The sequence below is a fragment of the Microbacterium sp. Root180 genome (assembly GCF_001428485.1).
Classification (GTDB): domain Bacteria; phylum Actinomycetota; class Actinomycetes; order Actinomycetales; family Microbacteriaceae; genus Microbacterium.
Map to the genome: position 1 here is coordinate 385,251 of NZ_LMHS01000002.1, position 13,494 is coordinate 398,744.

Here is a 13,494-nt window from a genome sequence, read left to right on the forward strand (position 1 = left end):
CCGCGCAACGGCTCCATAGGCTCATGGCATGACTGACGAAACACGCACGCCCACGCCGATCGACACGATCGCTGACGCCTGGGTCGACACTCTCGCCGAGCTCGAACCGACCCTTGCGACCTACATCGGCCGCACGGAGTTCAACGATCGCTTCGGCGACTACAGCCCCGCCGGGCACGAGCGCCTCACCGCCGAGGGCCGCAAGACGCTGTCCGCGCTCTCCGCAGCGACTCCGGTCGACGACATCGACGTCGTCACCAAGGAGGACCTCGCGCGCGAGCTCGAGCTCGGCATCGAGCTCCACGAGGCGCAGTGGCACCTGCGCGACATCAACGTGATCGCGTCGCACCCGCAGAACATCCGCTCCGCATTCGACCTCATGCCCACCGCGACGGCGGACGATTGGTCGGTGATCGCCACGCGCCTCGGCGCCGTCCCCGCCGCGATCGAGGGGTACGTCGAGTCGCTGCGCAGCGGTATCGAGCAGGGCGTCGTGCCCGCGCGGCGCCAGGTCGTCGAGGTCGTGACGCAGATCGGCCGATACACCGAGGACCGCGGCTTCTTCGCGACGTTCGCGGCCGAGGCCGCTCCCGAGGAGGGGCAGCTCCCTGCCTCCCTCGCCCGGGATCTCGCCGACAACGCGAATGCCGCCCGCGTGGCCTACGACCAGCTCGCCGCGTTCCTGAGCACCGAGCTCGCTCCGGCCTCGACCGAGAAGGACGCCGTCGGGCGCGAGCTGTACGCGCTGCACTCGCGACAGTTCCTCGGCGCCACCGTCGACCTCGACGAGACCTATGAATGGGGCATCGAGGAACTCGCGCGGATGGTCGCGGAGCAGGAGTCGATCGCGCACGAGATCAAGGCCGGGGCATCCGTCGAGGAGGCCGTCGCATTCCTCGAGGAGGATGACAGCCGCAAGCTGCACGGCACCGACGCTCTCCAGCGCTGGATGCAGGAGACGAGCGACCGCGCCGTCGAGGAGCTCGGACGCACGCACTTCGACATCGCGGAGCCGATCCGCCGGCTGGAGTGCATGATCGCCCCGACGCAGGAGGGCGGGATCTACTACACCGGTCCGACCGACGACTTCTCACGTCCCGGCCGGATGTGGTGGTCGGTACCCGAGGGTGTGGAGTCCTTCGACACGTGGCGTGAGCTCACGACGGTCTACCACGAGGGCGTTCCGGGCCACCACCTGCAGATCGCGCAGGCCGTCTACAACCGCGCGCAGCTGAACTCCTACCGTCGACTGCTCGGCGGCACGTCCGGCCACGCCGAGGGATGGGCGCTGTACGCCGAGCGACTCATGGAGCAGCTGGGATACCTCGACGACCCGGCCGACCGGCTGGGCATGCTCGACGGTCAGCGCATGCGCGCCGCCCGCGTCGTGCTCGACATCGGCGTCCACCTCGAGAAGCCCCGCCCCGACGGTCAGGGAACGTGGGATGCCGCGTTCGCTCTGGACTTCATGCGCCACAACGTCAACATGCCCGACGAGTTCGTGAAGTTCGAGGTCAACCGCTACCTCGGCTGGCCCGGGCAGGCACCCTCCTACAAGGTCGGTCAGCGCATCTGGGAGCAGCTGCGCGACGACGTCGCCGAGCGCGAGGGCGCCGAGTTCTCGATCAAGCGCTTCCACAAGCGCGCGCTCGACATCGGCGGGGTCGGGCTCGACACCCTCCGCAGCGCGCTTTCGCGCTGACGCCGGACGGATTCAGGCGCGGGGGTCGTGGTGCAGCAGCGCCAGGACCTCCGCGTCGCTCGTCTGGGTGAAGTCGTCGTAGAACTCGCCCACGGCCCAGAATCTCCGCTGGGGATGCGGGCAGACGTACTCGTCGACGACGGCAGGGTCGGGCATCCACGCCGTTGGCGCGACGGGCACCGCCAGAACCAGGTGCGCGACACCGCGGCCACGCAGCGACCGGCAGGCCGCCGTCGCGGTAGCGCCCGTGGCGACGCCGTCGTCCACGACGATCACCGTCCGGCCCGCAACGCTCCCGATGCCCCCGAACAGGGCCGAGCGCCGTCGCAGCTCTTCGCGCTCGGCGTCTTCGACCATGGCCATCTGCTCGGGCGTCACGGTGCCGACGCGTCCTCCCCGGTCTGTGAGCACGCGGACGTCTTCCGCAATCGCACCGAGGGCGAACTCCTCCTGTTCGGGGGCCCCGAGCTTGCGCACGACCACCGCTCCCAGCGGCAGACCGAGCACTCGTGCGACCTCGGCGGCGACCACGATCCCGCCTCGGGGGATTCCGGCGACGACGGCGTCTTGCCCGCGCCACGCGGCGAGCTCCGCTGCGAGGTCGACCCCCGCCGCAGTCCGGTCCGCGAAGATGGCCATGCGGTCACGGTACGCCCGCGGCATCCGTCTGTCTGCGGGAATGCCGTGTGGCCGTCCACGGTTCCCTCTCACGCGTGATTCATTCACGCGAATGGAAAGGATGCTCGAATGACCGATCTCACCGGCGTCGAACTGGGTCTGGACACCTTCGGAGACGTGACGCGCGACGCGTCCGGCCAGTTGCTCAGCGATGCGCAGACGATCCGCAACGTCGTCGATCAGGCCGTGCTCGCCGACCGCGTAGGTCTGTCGTTCTTCGGCGTGGGGGAGCACCACCGACCGGAGTTCGCCGTGTCGAGTCCGGAGATCGTGCTCGCGGCGGCGGCCGCCCGCACCCAGAGCATCCATCTGGGCACGGCGGTGACGGTGCTCTCGAGCGATGACCCGGTGCGGGTCTACGAGCGCTTCGCCACCCTCGACGCCGTCTCGAACGGGCGCGCGGAGGTCATTCTGGGGCGCGGCTCGTTCATCGAGTCGTTCCCGCTCTTCGGCTATGACCTGCGGGACTACGAGACCCTCTTCGAGGAGAAGCTCGATCTCTTCTCGCGCCTGCTCGACGAGAAACCGGTCACCTGGCAGGGCACCCTGCGCGCGCCGCTGGAGAGCGCCGACGTGTACCCGAAGACGGAGAACGGGCTGCGTGCGTGGGTCGGCGTCGGCGGCACGCCGGAGTCCGTGGTTCGAGCCGCACGCCACGGGTACGGACTCATGCTCGCGATCATCGGCGGTCCGGCCGATCGGTTCCGACCGTTCGCCGACCTCTACCGCCGTTCGCTGACGAGCTTCGAGAAGCCCGCGCTGCCGATCGGCGTTCACTCGCCGGGTCATGTCGCCGACACCGACCAGCAGGCGTGGGAAGAGGCCTACGAGGGCTTCGAGGCCATGAACAACACCATCGGCCGCGAGCGCGGCTGGCCGCCCTACAGCCGGATGCGCTTCCAGCGCGACGTCGGGCCGGAGGGTGCTCTCTACGTCGGATCGCCGGAGACCGTGGCCCGCAAGATCGCGGACACCGTCTCGACGCTCGGCGTCCAGCGCTTCGACATGAAGTTCTCGACGGGGACGATGTCGCACGAGCGCATGATGCACTCGATCGAGCTCTACGGCACCCGGGTCGCACCGCTCGTGCGCGACATGCTGTCGTGACCACCGCAGCCGGCGCGGCATCCGTAGCATGACGCTATGACGGATGCCGAGCCCCACACCGCGGCCTCGCTCTCAGAGCGGCTCGACGCACTGCCCTTCACGCGGCGCCATCTGAGGGTGCTGACGGGTTCGGGGCTCGGCTGGGCCCTGGACGCGATGGATGTCGGGCTGATCTCGTTCGTGATCGCCGCCCTCGCCGTGCAGTGGAATCTGCAGCCGCAGGAGACCGCCTGGATCGCATCGGTCGGGTTCATCGGCATGGCGATCGGCGCGAGTGTGGGCGGACTCCTCGCCGATCGATTCGGTCGTCGCTCCGTCTTCGCGATCACACTGCTCGTGTACGGCCTCGCGACCGGCGCGAGCGCCCTCGTCGGCGGTCTCGCGGCCCTGCTCGTGCTGCGATTCCTCGTGGGCCTCGGGCTCGGCGGTGAACTGCCGGTCGCGTCGACCTACGTCTCCGAGTTCGCACCGGCGCGCATGCGGGGCCGTCTGATCGTGATCCTCGAGGCCTTCTGGGCGATCGGCTGGACGGCGGCTGCACTGATCGGCTACTTCGTGATCCCGGCATCCGATGCCGGCTGGCGCTGGGCGTTCGCACTGGGGGCGATTCCCGCGGCGTACGCCCTGTTCGTGCGATGGGGGCTGCCGGAGTCCGCCCGGTGGCTCGCGCGCCGGGGGCGCCACGCCGAGGCGGAGAGCGTCGTCCGGTCGTTCGAGGAGGCCGCGGGCGCGGCATCCGCTCCTTCCTCCGCCGCGGTGGCGACCGCGGATGCCGAGCCACCCGTCGCCACCAGCGTCGGCTCGCGCTTGGCCGCGCTGTGGGCGCGGGAGTTCCGCACGCGGACGGCGTGCCTGTGGCTGGTGTGGTTCTGCGTGAACTTCTCGTACTACGGGGCGTTCATCTGGATCCCGTCGATCCTCGTCGCCCAGGGATACGATCTCGTGCGATCGTTCGGGTTCACCCTCATCATCACGCTCGCGCAGCTCCCCGGGTACGCCGCCGCGGCATGGCTCATCGAGGTCTGGGGGCGGCGTCTGACGCTCTCGGTGTTCCTCATCGGCTCCGCCGTCGCCGCGGTGTTCTTCGGCACAGCCGACACTGCCGGCGCCGTCATCGCCGCCGGGATGGCGCTCTCGTTCTTCAACCTGGGCGCGTGGGGTGCGCTGTACGCGGTCACGCCGGAGATGTATCCGACGTCGCTGCGCGCGACCGGCTCGGGCTGGGCGGCGGGTGCCGGTCGCATCGCCTCGATCATCGCGCCGCTGAGCGTGCCGCTGCTGCTTTCCGCCGGGGGAGCGGCGACGCTCTTCATCGTGTTCGCGGTGTTCTTCGCGATCGCCGCTGCGGCAGCGTGGGGGCTGGTGGACCGCCGGGGCGCGGCACTCGACGATCGCTGACCCGCCTAGGCTGGGGGCCATGGCATCCGTGCGGTACGTCGCGATCGGCGACTCCTTCACCGAAGGCGTGGGCGACGAACTCCCCGACGGACGCGTGCGCGGGTGGGCCGACCTGGTGGCGCAGGGCTGGGCGGATGCGTCGGCCCAGCCGGTCGAGTACGCCAACTTCGCGATCCGAGGCAAGCTCGTGTGGCCGATCGTCGAGCAGCAGCTCGAGCCCGCCCTGGCCCTGGGGCCTACCCACCTCTCCTTCAACGGCGGCGGCAACGACATGCTGCGGCCGCGCACGAGCGTGTCGCGCGTCGTGGAGGCCTTCACCCACGTGCTGCGGCGCTGCGACGAAGAGGGCGTGACGCTCATCGTGCTGTCCGGCGCGAACCCGTCGGCGCAGCTTCCGCTCAGCCGAGTGATCCAGCGGCGGGGCGACCTGCTCTCGTTGGCGGTCTCGAAGAAGCTGGCCGACCGCAACGACCTCGTCCGCGCCTTCAACTGGCCCGATCGAGAGCTCTCGAGCCCTCCATACTGGTCCGAGGATCGCCTGCACATGAACTCCCGCGGTCACCACCGGGTCGCCGCAAGGGTGCTGACGTCGCTCGGTCTGGAGCCGGCCCCGGGGTGGTGGTCGCTCCCGGAGCTCCCCGCCGCTGCGACCCGCGGCGCGACGTACTACCGCGATCACGTCGGACCCTGGGTGCGGCGCCGGCTCACCGGCACTTCGTCGGGCGACGGCCGGGAGCCGAAGCACGCGGAGTGGTTCGAGGTGCGCCCGTCAGCCGTCTGAGACGGCCGGGTCGTCCGCGCTCGCCCGTGAGCCGCCGCCCGTCACCGCGTAGGTGAGCTCGGCGAAGGCGCCCGCCTGACGCACCCGAGTGAGCGTGAGTCTGTCGGCGCCCATCCGCCGGGGGAGAAGGGGTTTCCCCGACGCGAGTGTCGCGGGCGCGACCGACACCAGGATCTCGTCGAGCAGGCCGGCATCGGCGAACTGACCTGCGAGATCGCCGCCGCCGACGACCCAGACGTCGCGGTCGCCGGCCGCCTCGCGGATCTGCGGCCACGCGGCGAGCACGTGGCCGTGGGCGAACCGGATGTCGGCTCCGGCCACCGACGGGAGGTCGCGCCGCGTGAACACGAACGTCGGCCGTGCCCCGTAGTACGCCGGCCACTTCTCGGGATGCGCGAGAAGATCCTCCTGACGCAGGACCCACTCGTAGGTGGAGGATCCCTGCACCAGAACGCCGATACCCGCGAGGAACTCCTGGAACCCACTGTCGCCGCCCTCTCCGCCGGGGACGGCGAAGAGCCAGTCGAGCGAATCGGCGTCGTCGGCGAGGAACCCGTTGAGGGTGGTGGCGGTGTAGAAGATCACGCGCGGCATCCCGTCACGCTAGCGCCTGCTCCCGACATCTTGACCTCGTATTCAACCCGGCGGTACTATACCAATCAGTTCAATAAGGGAGACGCGATGACCACCGATCAGCTGAGCCGCACCTTCGCGGCGCTGGCCGACCCGACCCGACGCGCGATGCTCACCCGTCTCAGCGGGGGAGCGGCCACCGTCGGCGAGCTGGCAGAGCCGTTCGACATGACGTTCGCCGCCGTGTCGAAGCACCTTCGCGTGCTGGAGTCCGCCGGACTCGTCAGTCGAGGGAGGCAGGCTCAGTACCGGCCTGCGCAGCTCGATGCGCGCCCGCTCGCCCTGGCATCGCGCTGGATCGGCGACTACGCCCGTTTCTGGGACGACAGCGTCGATGCGCTCGACCAGTACCTCAACGCCCTTCAGCAGCTCAGCCCGGCCCCTGCCGCCGCCCACCCCGACTCAGATACCGAAACCGAAACCGATACGAAGGAAGATCGATGACCGAATACTTCACCATCACCCGCACGCTGCGCGCACCCCGCGCGCTCGTTTTCGAGGCGATCACCCTGCCGGAGCACTTCGCGGTGTGGTTCGGCACGGCCGCCGTCGAGGTGCCGCAGGAATCCCTGACCATGGATGTGCGCCCGGGCGGCGCGTTCCGCGCCGTGATGGTTCTTCCGGACGGCAACCGCATCGACTGGGCGGGGGAGTACAAGGTCGTCGATCCGCCGTCGCACCTGGCCATGACCCTCACCGATCAGCCCGGCGACGACGCGGGACTGCCCGTGCTGTTCGACCTGAAGGAGGTCGACGGCGGCACGCAGCTGACGATCCGGCAGGATCGCTCGGACTTCAGCGATGAGCAGGTCGCGGCCACGATCGCGGGCTACAACGCGTTCGTCGACGACATCGAGCGCGTCCTGGAGTCGCTCCAGACGGCCTGAGTCCTCAGAGAGCGCCCGGGCGGCGCAGCGCGCTCATCGCGAGTTCGCTGCCCGCACTCGCGCTCTCCTGCGGGTCTGCGCCACTCAATGCGGCGACGATGTATCCCGCGGCGAACGCGTCTCCCGCCCCCGTCGAATCGAGCACGTCGTCGACTCGTCGCACCGGCACGTCGAACCGCTCGCCCGCCACCTCGACGCGGACGGGGTCACCGCCTCGCTTCACCACCGAGACAGCCGTGCCGAGATCGAGCCCGAGCGAGTCGGCCGCGGCAGCCTCGTCCGCGTTCGCGAGGACGACGTCCGGCGCGATCCGATTCACGATCGCTTGCAGCGCGTCCCGGCCGAGCGCGCGCATCGTCGCGACGCTCGACAGATCCAGGCTGACCCGGCCCCCGGCGCCGGCGACGGCGGTCGCGGCATCCGTCACCACCGCCCGTGACCCTGGCGCTGCGAAGCCGTAGAGCGGAAGGTGCAACCACTCCGCCCCCGTCAGCCATTCCGGGTCGATCGCCTCGAGCTCGGCCGCGGCCCCGCGGTCGGTGATCATCGTGCGCTCGCCCACCGCGTCGACGAGCACGACGATCGCCCCGGTGCGCCCCGAGCGCTGGACACGGGCGTCCACGCCCGCCGCTTCGAGCTCGCCCACGAGCGCGCGCCCGATCGTGTCGTGGCCGACGCGGCCGATGAAGCGCACCGGATGCCGCGGGGCGATCGCGACAGCGACGTTCGCCGCGCTGCCGCCCCGCGTCAGCCGCACTTCCGCCGGATTGTCCGTGCCGCGCTCGAGCGATCCTCCGCCCAGCACGATGAGGTCCGCGACGAGATCGCCGACGACGATGATCATCGTGGAAGGCCGGCGAGGGCGACGGCGATCTCCGCGCCGAGGCGCACGTTCCCGCGGTAGACCTCGACGTTGACGTCGAGGCTCCGGCCGCCGGTCTCGCGCTGAATGAAATCGAGCAGGAACGGCGTCGTGTCGTGACCGGTCACGCCCGCCGTCTCGGCTGCAGCCAGCGCCCGCGTGAGGACGTCGTCGTGCAACCGCGGGTCCAGCTCGCTCTCCGCCGAGACGGGATTGGCCACGAGAAGGGTCGACGCGATGCCCAGGGCGTCGCGCGCCTGGGCGATGCGTGCGATCTCCGCCGGCGAATCGACCGCGTACTCGATGTCGTGACCGGAATCGGCGATGTAGAAGCCGGGGTAGTCGGTGGTCCGGTACCCGACGACGGCGAGGTTGAGCGTCTCGAGCCGCTCCAGGGTGAGTGGGATGTCGAGAATCGACTTCACTCCGGCGCTCACCACGACCAGGGGCAGTGTCGCGAGGGTGCCGAGGTCGGCCGATTCGTCGAACGTGTGCTGCGCGTCGCGGTGGACGCCGCCCAGGCCGCCTGTCGAGAAGACGCGCACCCCTGCGAGATGCGCGAGATAGGCGGTGGCGGCCACCGTCGTTCCCGCGCTGAGGCCCTTCGCCGCGACGACCGGCAGATCGCGCAGACTCGCCTTGACCACATCGTCAGTGGCGGACAGCTGCTCGATCTCGGACGTCGACAAGCCGACAGTGGGCCGGCCGTCGACCACGCCGATCGTCGCCGGCGTCACCCCGAGCGAGCGCACCCGCTCCTCGGCTTCGAGCGCCACCTCGACGTTGCGCGGACGGGGCAGCCCGTGGGTGAAGATCGTCGACTCGAGCGCGAGCACCGCGGCCCCTGCGGCTACGGCTTCCTGCACCTCTGGGGCGATGACGAGGGATGCGCTCACGTGGGCGTCCTTCCGGTCGGGATACCGCCACCCTACAAACCCGCGGTGTCGTCAGCGGCCGCCGACCAGCGGTTCTGTCCCGTTTGTCAAGCCCCTGCATGCGGGCTGTGCGGTCGGCCAGGGTGGATGCCGGGACGAAAACGTCCCGCACCAGGGGAGGGCCGATCGTCGCGCCCCGGAAAGGATCCTCGCATGAGCATCGGAGCAGGAATCGCGCTTTTCGCGATCGGAGCCATACTCGCCTTCGCGGTGAACGTCGAGTTCGAGTACGTGAACCTCGACATGATCGGATACATCCTGATGGCCGCAGGTGCCGTCATCTTCGTCGTCGGCATCGTCCTGATGGCACGCCGCCGCAGCGCCGAGACCGTCACCCGCACGGCCGTCGACCCCGCCGCGGGCGAGCAGGTCACCCGCCGCACCACGAGCTCGACAGACGACACCGTCGGACTCTGACACAGACCAGGTGAGCGGGGCGGGGCCGAGAGGCCCCGCCCCGCGGTTCGTGTCCGGCGGCCGGCACTAGGCGAGCGGCGCGTCGATCTGCGCTCGGAACGCCTCGACGCCGTCGAGGTCGACAGGGGCTCCGAGGAGAGCGGCATGTGCGTCGCGCAGCGCCATCCACCGCTCGCGCGTCATCCGGAAGTTGTTGTGGAGCGCCGCCGCGCCCTCGCGGGCGACGCGCACCGCCCCGTCGGACTCGTAGCCGACGTGGGTCGACACCGCATTCGAGGCGGGATTGTCGGCGAAGGCGCCGGATTTCGCCTCGACCGCGCCCAGTCCCTCGAAGGCGAGATGGAGCGCGAGCACGCGCATGCGCCGGCCGATGCCGCGGCCCTGATGCTCCAGGCCGAGCCACGATCCGGTCTGCACGCGTCGCAGCACCGCCCAGTCGTCGGCGACGAGACCCTGAACGCCCACCGGAACACCATCGGCGATCACGCCGAGCTCGAGCACGAATCGCTGCGGCGAGACCTGGGTGCGCGCGTTCCACTGATAGCCCACGACACTGCGGGCGACCTCGTCGGGAGTTCCGCGCGTCCAGGGGTGCTCGAACGGCATGACATCGGGGGAGTGGATGCCGCGCCCCGCCGTCTCGGCGAGCTGGACGAGAAGCTCGTCATCGATCCAGCGGAGTTCGAGGTCGCCGCTGCGCACACGAACGCCGGAAGCCGGCCAGAGCCGGACGAGCTTCTCGGTGGACATCACGGCAGTCTGCCAGAACCGACGGGGGAGTGGCGGGAGGCAGCATCCGTCCCGCCCGCACGCCCATCACGCCCGTTCGACCGGAAGCCACAGCTCACAGGTCGCGGTGCTGAAGTCGGGGGAGCGGTCGATCACGGCGACGATCGAGGGGCCTTCCCGCAGGCGCCAGGGGTTCGACGGGAACCAGTCGCTCGCCGTCGCCGCCCAGGTCTCCTGGAGCGCCGCGGGGTAGGGGCCCTCGGTGCGGAACACGGCCCACTCACCGGCCGCCACGTCGATCACGTCGAGATCGTCGGGCGTCGCCGAATCCGCGGGAACGGCCACACCGTGGAGATACGTCAGCTCGCTGCCTTCGGTGTAGTCCGGGTCGACATCGGTGCTCACCTGGAGCAGACCACTCGGCTCGGTGCTGCTGAGCGCCTTGAGCCGGGCATGCTGTTCGACGGGCAGCCTCGCGATGTGCGTCTGGATGTGCGGGTTGACCCCGCGGTGGATGAGCGGAACTCGAGCGGCGAAGCCGACCAGGCGGAAGCCGGGTCGGTCGGCGATACGGGTGTCCATGGATGCGTTCCCTTCGACGGTCAGGCGGAACCTGAGCTGTGGTTGTGTGCGAAGGGGACCGCCATCGCGCCGCACCTCGGCGGGAGTGACGCCGTGCACGGAGCGGAACGCCCGGGTGAACGCCTCGGTCGAGCCGTAGCCGTAGCGCACCGCGATTCCGAGCAGGTCGCTGTCGCCGAGCACGTCCGCGGCTGCCACGGTCATGCGTCGTCGTCGCACATACTCGGAAAGCGGCATCCCGGCCAGCGACGAGAACATCCGTCGCAGGTGGTACTCGGTCGTGCCGAGCGTGCGGGCGATGGCTGCGATGTCGATCTCGTCGTCGAGGTCTTCTTCGACGACCTCGACGAGGCGGTTCAGATCTGCGATCACGGTTCCTCCTTCGACGTCCAGCTTCGTCATGGGGAGCGCCGGGCGCCCGATGATCGCGGACCGAAACGATCGGTCTGCGACGCACGGAGTGGCGCCGCAGTGAGCCTGTGCGGCCGCCGCCACCAGGTTCCGACATCTCGTGTCGACTCCGCGAGCGGGCGGGTGCCGCGGGGAGCGGCTCTGGGCAGCTCCTGGGAACAACCTGACATAATGTGCATTATCGGCTATACGGTTCTCGCGGTTCCCAAGTGGTCAGGCGGGCGGCATCCCTCTCATACATCGCCGCGTGGTCGCCGAACTCTGAGCGTCCGGTCGCTGCCTCACGAGCCAGGGTGAACTCGCGCAGATCGTCCAGACGCCGGACCATCGTCGCGACGACATCCGCGGCTTCGATGCCGTCGCCGTACGCTGCGATGAGCTCGTCGAGACGCTGTGCACGATCGAGCCCGGCTGCGTCGGGCGAATCCTCGGCGAACGGCACGATCCGGTACGCGAGGTACGCCAGGTCCCACACGCGCGGTCCGGGCGACGCGAAATCGAAGTCGATTGCGCCGGAAAGCGTATCCCCGACCACGGTGAGATTGTAGGTGGCGAAGTCGTTATGACAGATCACTTGAGCCGGCTCGTGGCGCGCGGACCGCCACGCGAGCGATCCGTCGTCCACCAGCCGAGCGCTCGCGTCGTGGATGCGGCGCAGCAGGAACGCCGCAGAACGGAGGATGTCCTCGGACCAGAGCACACCGGGCGCGGCATCCGCCAGCGTCTCCCCCGGCACGAACGACAGGATCTCGCGCCCGCGATCGTCGAATCCGAGCGGTTCGGGCACCTGCTCGATCCCGGCGTCGCGCAGCGTGCGCAGCAGCCGGTGCACGGCGGGCGTCCACGCACCCGCCTCGCGGTGAACCGCGTCGCCGCGGCGGAACACCGGGGTCGAGTTCCCCCCGGTGAACACCTCGTCGGAAACAGGGCCGCCGCTCACGTCAGCCACTCCCCGTCGCGCATGAGAACCCGGCCGCGCAGCTCGTTCGCCTCACGCCATGCCTGCACGCGCGCGGGCCTCAGCACCAGGAACACATAGCCGGCGAGGCCGCGCGGATCCCAGTCCGCCTGCGCCGCATACCCGGCACCGAGTCCCGGGTCCGCGTCGACGCCGACCGTGCGCTCGAGTTCGACGTCGAGCAGCACCACGTCGCGCGTCGGTCCGACAGCGAGCCGCGCCACGCGCCGCGCCACGACGTTTCGCGCGGTGATCGAGCCCTCCTCCACCGCGATGACGGCCCTGCCCTCGATCCATGCCAGCGAGAGCGGCACGAGGTGAGGGTCGCCGCCCGGCGAGGCGGTGGCCACCCACACATCGATGTCCCGGGTCGCGAGCATCGCGAGGGTGTCGGCTCGTCTCGCCGCGCGATCCCGGGGTTCGGCAGCAGCGCTCATGTCACCACGCTAGTGGCGGCCCTCATGGACATGCCCGCGCCCGTAGGCTCGGACCATGCTGGAGTCGCTCACCGGGTTCGTCGTGGTGGGCGTCGCGATCCTGCTCGGCTGGGTCCTCGGTCGCATCGATCTGCTCGGCGAGCACGGCCGTCCGGTCCTCGCACGGTTGACGTTCTTCGTCCTGTCGCCCTTCCTCCTGTTCGTGGTGCTCGCCCAGGCCGATGTGCGCACGCTCTTCTCTGCGCTGCTCCCGGTGTCGGCCATCGCCGCGGTGACGATCATCGCGCTCTACACGCTCGTCGCGCGGTTCGCATGGAAGCGCTCCATCGGCGAGACGGTCATCGGCGCCCTGAGCGCCGGGCAGGTGAACTCGAACAACATCGGCATCCCTCTCTCGCTGTATCTGCTCGGCAGCGCCGCCTATCCGGCCCCCGTGATCCTCCTGCAGCTGCTGGTGTTCACGCCCATCACGATGGCCATCCTCGACGCCGTCACCTTCGGCCGCGCAACGCTGTGGCGGTCGATCGTGCGCACGGCGACGAACCCGATCGTGGTCGGATCCGTCCTCGGCACGGTGGTGTCGGTGGCCGGCATCGAACTCCCCGCGGTCGTCATGGATCCGGCGATACTCATCGCGAACGCGTGTGTGCCGATCCTGCTGATCAGCTACGGCATCTCGCTCCACGGTCAGCGGGTGCTCGCGCCGTCCGGTCGCCGGAAGGACGTCGTGCTCGCGACAGTGCTGAAGCTCATCGCGATGCCGGTGCTCGCGTGGGTCGTGGCCGAGTTCGTGTTCGGCCTCGATGCGCACGACGTGCTGATCGTCGGCGTGCTGGCGGCGCTGCCCACCGCGCAGAACGTCTTCAACTACTCGCAGCGCTACGACGTCGGTGAGACGATCTCGCGCGACACGGTGTTCCTGACCACGATCGGCTGCGTGCCTGTGCTGATCGGCATCACCCTGCTGCTCGGCTAGC

General features: G+C 69.9%; 16 protein-coding genes. 8 read left to right on the forward strand and 8 right to left on the reverse strand.

Going from position 1 to position 13,494, the window contains the following annotated elements; translation table 11 throughout:
* Positions 1 to 28: 28 nt before the first annotated feature.
* Entirely contained in the window at positions 29 to 1,702 is a 1,674-nt protein-coding gene (locus ASD93_RS06090; RefSeq protein ID WP_056120180.1) for a DUF885 domain-containing protein, read from the forward strand.
* Between the two features lie 12 nt (positions 1,703 to 1,714).
* Here ASD93_RS06090 and ASD93_RS06095 read toward each other — a convergent pair whose 3' ends face one another.
* Complete coding sequence (locus ASD93_RS06095) at positions 1,715 to 2,341, reverse strand: phosphoribosyltransferase (protein ID WP_056120183.1); 627 nt, start codon at positions 2,339 to 2,341, stop codon at positions 1,715 to 1,717.
* Positions 2,342 to 2,449: 108 nt separating this feature from the next.
* On the opposite strand from ASD93_RS06095, the gene ASD93_RS06100 reads away from it, so the two are divergent.
* The 3 genes from ASD93_RS06100 to ASD93_RS06110 are packed head-to-tail and all read left to right on the forward strand — an operon-like array spanning position 2,450 to position 5,666.
* Positions 2,450 to 3,487: an LLM class flavin-dependent oxidoreductase gene (locus ASD93_RS06100; protein ID WP_056120188.1), complete on the forward strand. Its 1,038-nt coding sequence runs from the start codon at positions 2,450 to 2,452 to the stop codon at positions 3,485 to 3,487.
* Positions 3,488 to 3,523: 36 nt separating this feature from the next.
* Positions 3,524 to 4,885: an MFS transporter gene (locus ASD93_RS06105; protein WP_056120190.1), complete on the forward strand. Its 1,362-nt coding sequence runs from the start codon at positions 3,524 to 3,526 to the stop codon at positions 4,883 to 4,885.
* A 19-nt stretch (positions 4,886 to 4,904) separates the two neighbouring features.
* A complete protein-coding gene (locus tag ASD93_RS06110; protein WP_200950598.1) occupies positions 4,905 to 5,666 on the forward strand; it encodes an SGNH/GDSL hydrolase family protein in 762 nt (253 codons plus the stop codon).
* Here the strand turns inward: ASD93_RS06110 and ASD93_RS06115 are convergent.
* The gene (locus tag ASD93_RS06115) at positions 5,655 to 6,260 is read right to left on the reverse strand and encodes a dihydrofolate reductase family protein (RefSeq protein WP_056120193.1); all 606 of its coding nucleotides are present in this window, start codon (positions 6,258 to 6,260) and stop codon (positions 5,655 to 5,657) included. The genes ASD93_RS06110 and ASD93_RS06115 overlap by 12 nt on opposite strands.
* Positions 6,261 to 6,347: 87 nt before the next feature.
* On the opposite strand from ASD93_RS06115, the gene ASD93_RS06120 reads away from it, so the two are divergent.
* Both ASD93_RS06120 and ASD93_RS06125 read left to right on the forward strand, forming a co-directional pair.
* Positions 6,348 to 6,743: an ArsR/SmtB family transcription factor gene (locus tag ASD93_RS06120; protein ID WP_056120196.1), complete on the forward strand. Its 396-nt coding sequence runs from the start codon at positions 6,348 to 6,350 to the stop codon at positions 6,741 to 6,743.
* Positions 6,740 to 7,186: an SRPBCC family protein gene (locus ASD93_RS06125; RefSeq protein WP_056120199.1), complete on the forward strand. Its 447-nt coding sequence runs from the start codon at positions 6,740 to 6,742 to the stop codon at positions 7,184 to 7,186. Before ASD93_RS06120 ends, ASD93_RS06125 begins: the two co-directional genes overlap by 4 nt.
* A 4-nt stretch (positions 7,187 to 7,190) precedes the next feature.
* Here ASD93_RS06125 and ASD93_RS06130 read toward each other — a convergent pair whose 3' ends face one another.
* Positions 7,191 to 8,030: a carbohydrate kinase family protein gene (locus tag ASD93_RS06130; protein WP_056120202.1), complete on the reverse strand. Its 840-nt coding sequence runs from the start codon at positions 8,028 to 8,030 to the stop codon at positions 7,191 to 7,193.
* Positions 8,027 to 8,944: a pseudouridine-5'-phosphate glycosidase gene (locus tag ASD93_RS06135; RefSeq protein WP_056120205.1), complete on the reverse strand. Its 918-nt coding sequence runs from the start codon at positions 8,942 to 8,944 to the stop codon at positions 8,027 to 8,029. The genes ASD93_RS06130 and ASD93_RS06135 overlap by 4 nt, the downstream gene beginning before the upstream one ends.
* 192 nt (positions 8,945 to 9,136) lie before the next feature.
* Between ASD93_RS06135 and ASD93_RS06140 the strand changes: the two genes are divergently transcribed.
* Positions 9,137 to 9,400, forward strand: a complete 264-nt coding sequence (locus ASD93_RS06140; protein WP_056120208.1) for a DUF6458 family protein — start codon at positions 9,137 to 9,139, stop codon at positions 9,398 to 9,400.
* A gap of 66 nt (positions 9,401 to 9,466) precedes the next feature.
* Here the strand turns inward: ASD93_RS06140 and ASD93_RS06145 are convergent, their stop codons facing one another.
* From ASD93_RS06145 to ASD93_RS06160, 4 genes are all read right to left on the reverse strand, one after another.
* A complete protein-coding gene (locus tag ASD93_RS06145; RefSeq protein ID WP_056120210.1) occupies positions 9,467 to 10,150 on the reverse strand; it encodes a GNAT family N-acetyltransferase in 684 nt (227 codons plus the stop codon).
* A gap of 66 nt (positions 10,151 to 10,216) precedes the next feature.
* Positions 10,217 to 11,083 carry an AraC family transcriptional regulator gene (locus tag ASD93_RS06150; RefSeq protein WP_056120918.1) on the reverse strand — a complete coding sequence of 289 codons (867 nt, stop codon included), beginning with the start codon at positions 11,081 to 11,083 and terminating at the stop codon, positions 10,217 to 10,219.
* Between the two features lie 217 nt (positions 11,084 to 11,300).
* Entirely contained in the window at positions 11,301 to 12,062 is a 762-nt protein-coding gene (locus ASD93_RS06155) for a phosphotransferase (RefSeq protein WP_056120920.1), read from the reverse strand.
* On the reverse strand, positions 12,059 to 12,517 hold the full coding sequence (locus tag ASD93_RS06160) for a pyridoxamine 5'-phosphate oxidase family protein (RefSeq protein WP_056120214.1): 459 nt from the start codon (positions 12,515 to 12,517) through the stop codon (positions 12,059 to 12,061). Before ASD93_RS06160 ends, ASD93_RS06155 begins: the two co-directional genes overlap by 4 nt.
* Before the next feature lie 55 nt (positions 12,518 to 12,572).
* Between ASD93_RS06160 and ASD93_RS06165 the strand changes: the two genes are divergently transcribed.
* Positions 12,573 to 13,493 (forward strand): AEC family transporter, encoded by a 921-nt coding sequence (locus ASD93_RS06165; protein WP_056120216.1) that lies wholly within the window; start codon positions 12,573 to 12,575, stop codon positions 13,491 to 13,493.
* The last annotated feature ends 1 nt before the right edge of the window (position 13,494 follow it).

What these genes read in the sequence shown, in the direction of transcription:
- ASD93_RS06115 (WP_056120193.1), bottom strand. Translation starts at nt 6,260, where the DNA reads ATGCCGCGCGTGATCTTCTACACCGCCACCACCCTCAACGGGTTCCTC.
- ASD93_RS06090 (WP_056120180.1), top strand. Translation starts at nt 29, where the DNA reads ATGACTGACGAAACACGCACGCCCACGCCGATCGACACGATCGCTGAC.
- ASD93_RS06165 (WP_056120216.1), top strand. Translation starts at nt 12,573, where the DNA reads ATGCTGGAGTCGCTCACCGGGTTCGTCGTGGTGGGCGTCGCGATCCTG.
- ASD93_RS06110 (WP_200950598.1), top strand. Translation starts at nt 4,905, where the DNA reads ATGGCATCCGTGCGGTACGTCGCGATCGGCGACTCCTTCACCGAAGGC.
- ASD93_RS06100 (WP_056120188.1), top strand. Translation starts at nt 2,450, where the DNA reads ATGACCGATCTCACCGGCGTCGAACTGGGTCTGGACACCTTCGGAGAC.
- ASD93_RS06130 (WP_056120202.1), bottom strand. Translation starts at nt 8,030, where the DNA reads ATGATCATCGTCGTCGGCGATCTCGTCGCGGACCTCATCGTGCTGGGC.
- ASD93_RS06105 (WP_056120190.1), top strand. Translation starts at nt 3,524, where the DNA reads ATGACGGATGCCGAGCCCCACACCGCGGCCTCGCTCTCAGAGCGGCTC.
- ASD93_RS06145 (WP_056120210.1), bottom strand. Translation starts at nt 10,150, where the DNA reads ATGTCCACCGAGAAGCTCGTCCGGCTCTGGCCGGCTTCCGGCGTTCGT.
- ASD93_RS06140 (WP_056120208.1), top strand. Translation starts at nt 9,137, where the DNA reads ATGAGCATCGGAGCAGGAATCGCGCTTTTCGCGATCGGAGCCATACTC.
- ASD93_RS06125 (WP_056120199.1), top strand. Translation starts at nt 6,740, where the DNA reads ATGACCGAATACTTCACCATCACCCGCACGCTGCGCGCACCCCGCGCG.
- ASD93_RS06095 (WP_056120183.1), bottom strand. Translation starts at nt 2,341, where the DNA reads ATGGCCATCTTCGCGGACCGGACTGCGGCGGGGGTCGACCTCGCAGCG.
- ASD93_RS06120 (WP_056120196.1), top strand. Translation starts at nt 6,348, where the DNA reads ATGACCACCGATCAGCTGAGCCGCACCTTCGCGGCGCTGGCCGACCCG.
- ASD93_RS06160 (WP_056120214.1), bottom strand. Translation starts at nt 12,517, where the DNA reads ATGAGCGCTGCTGCCGAACCCCGGGATCGCGCGGCGAGACGAGCCGAC.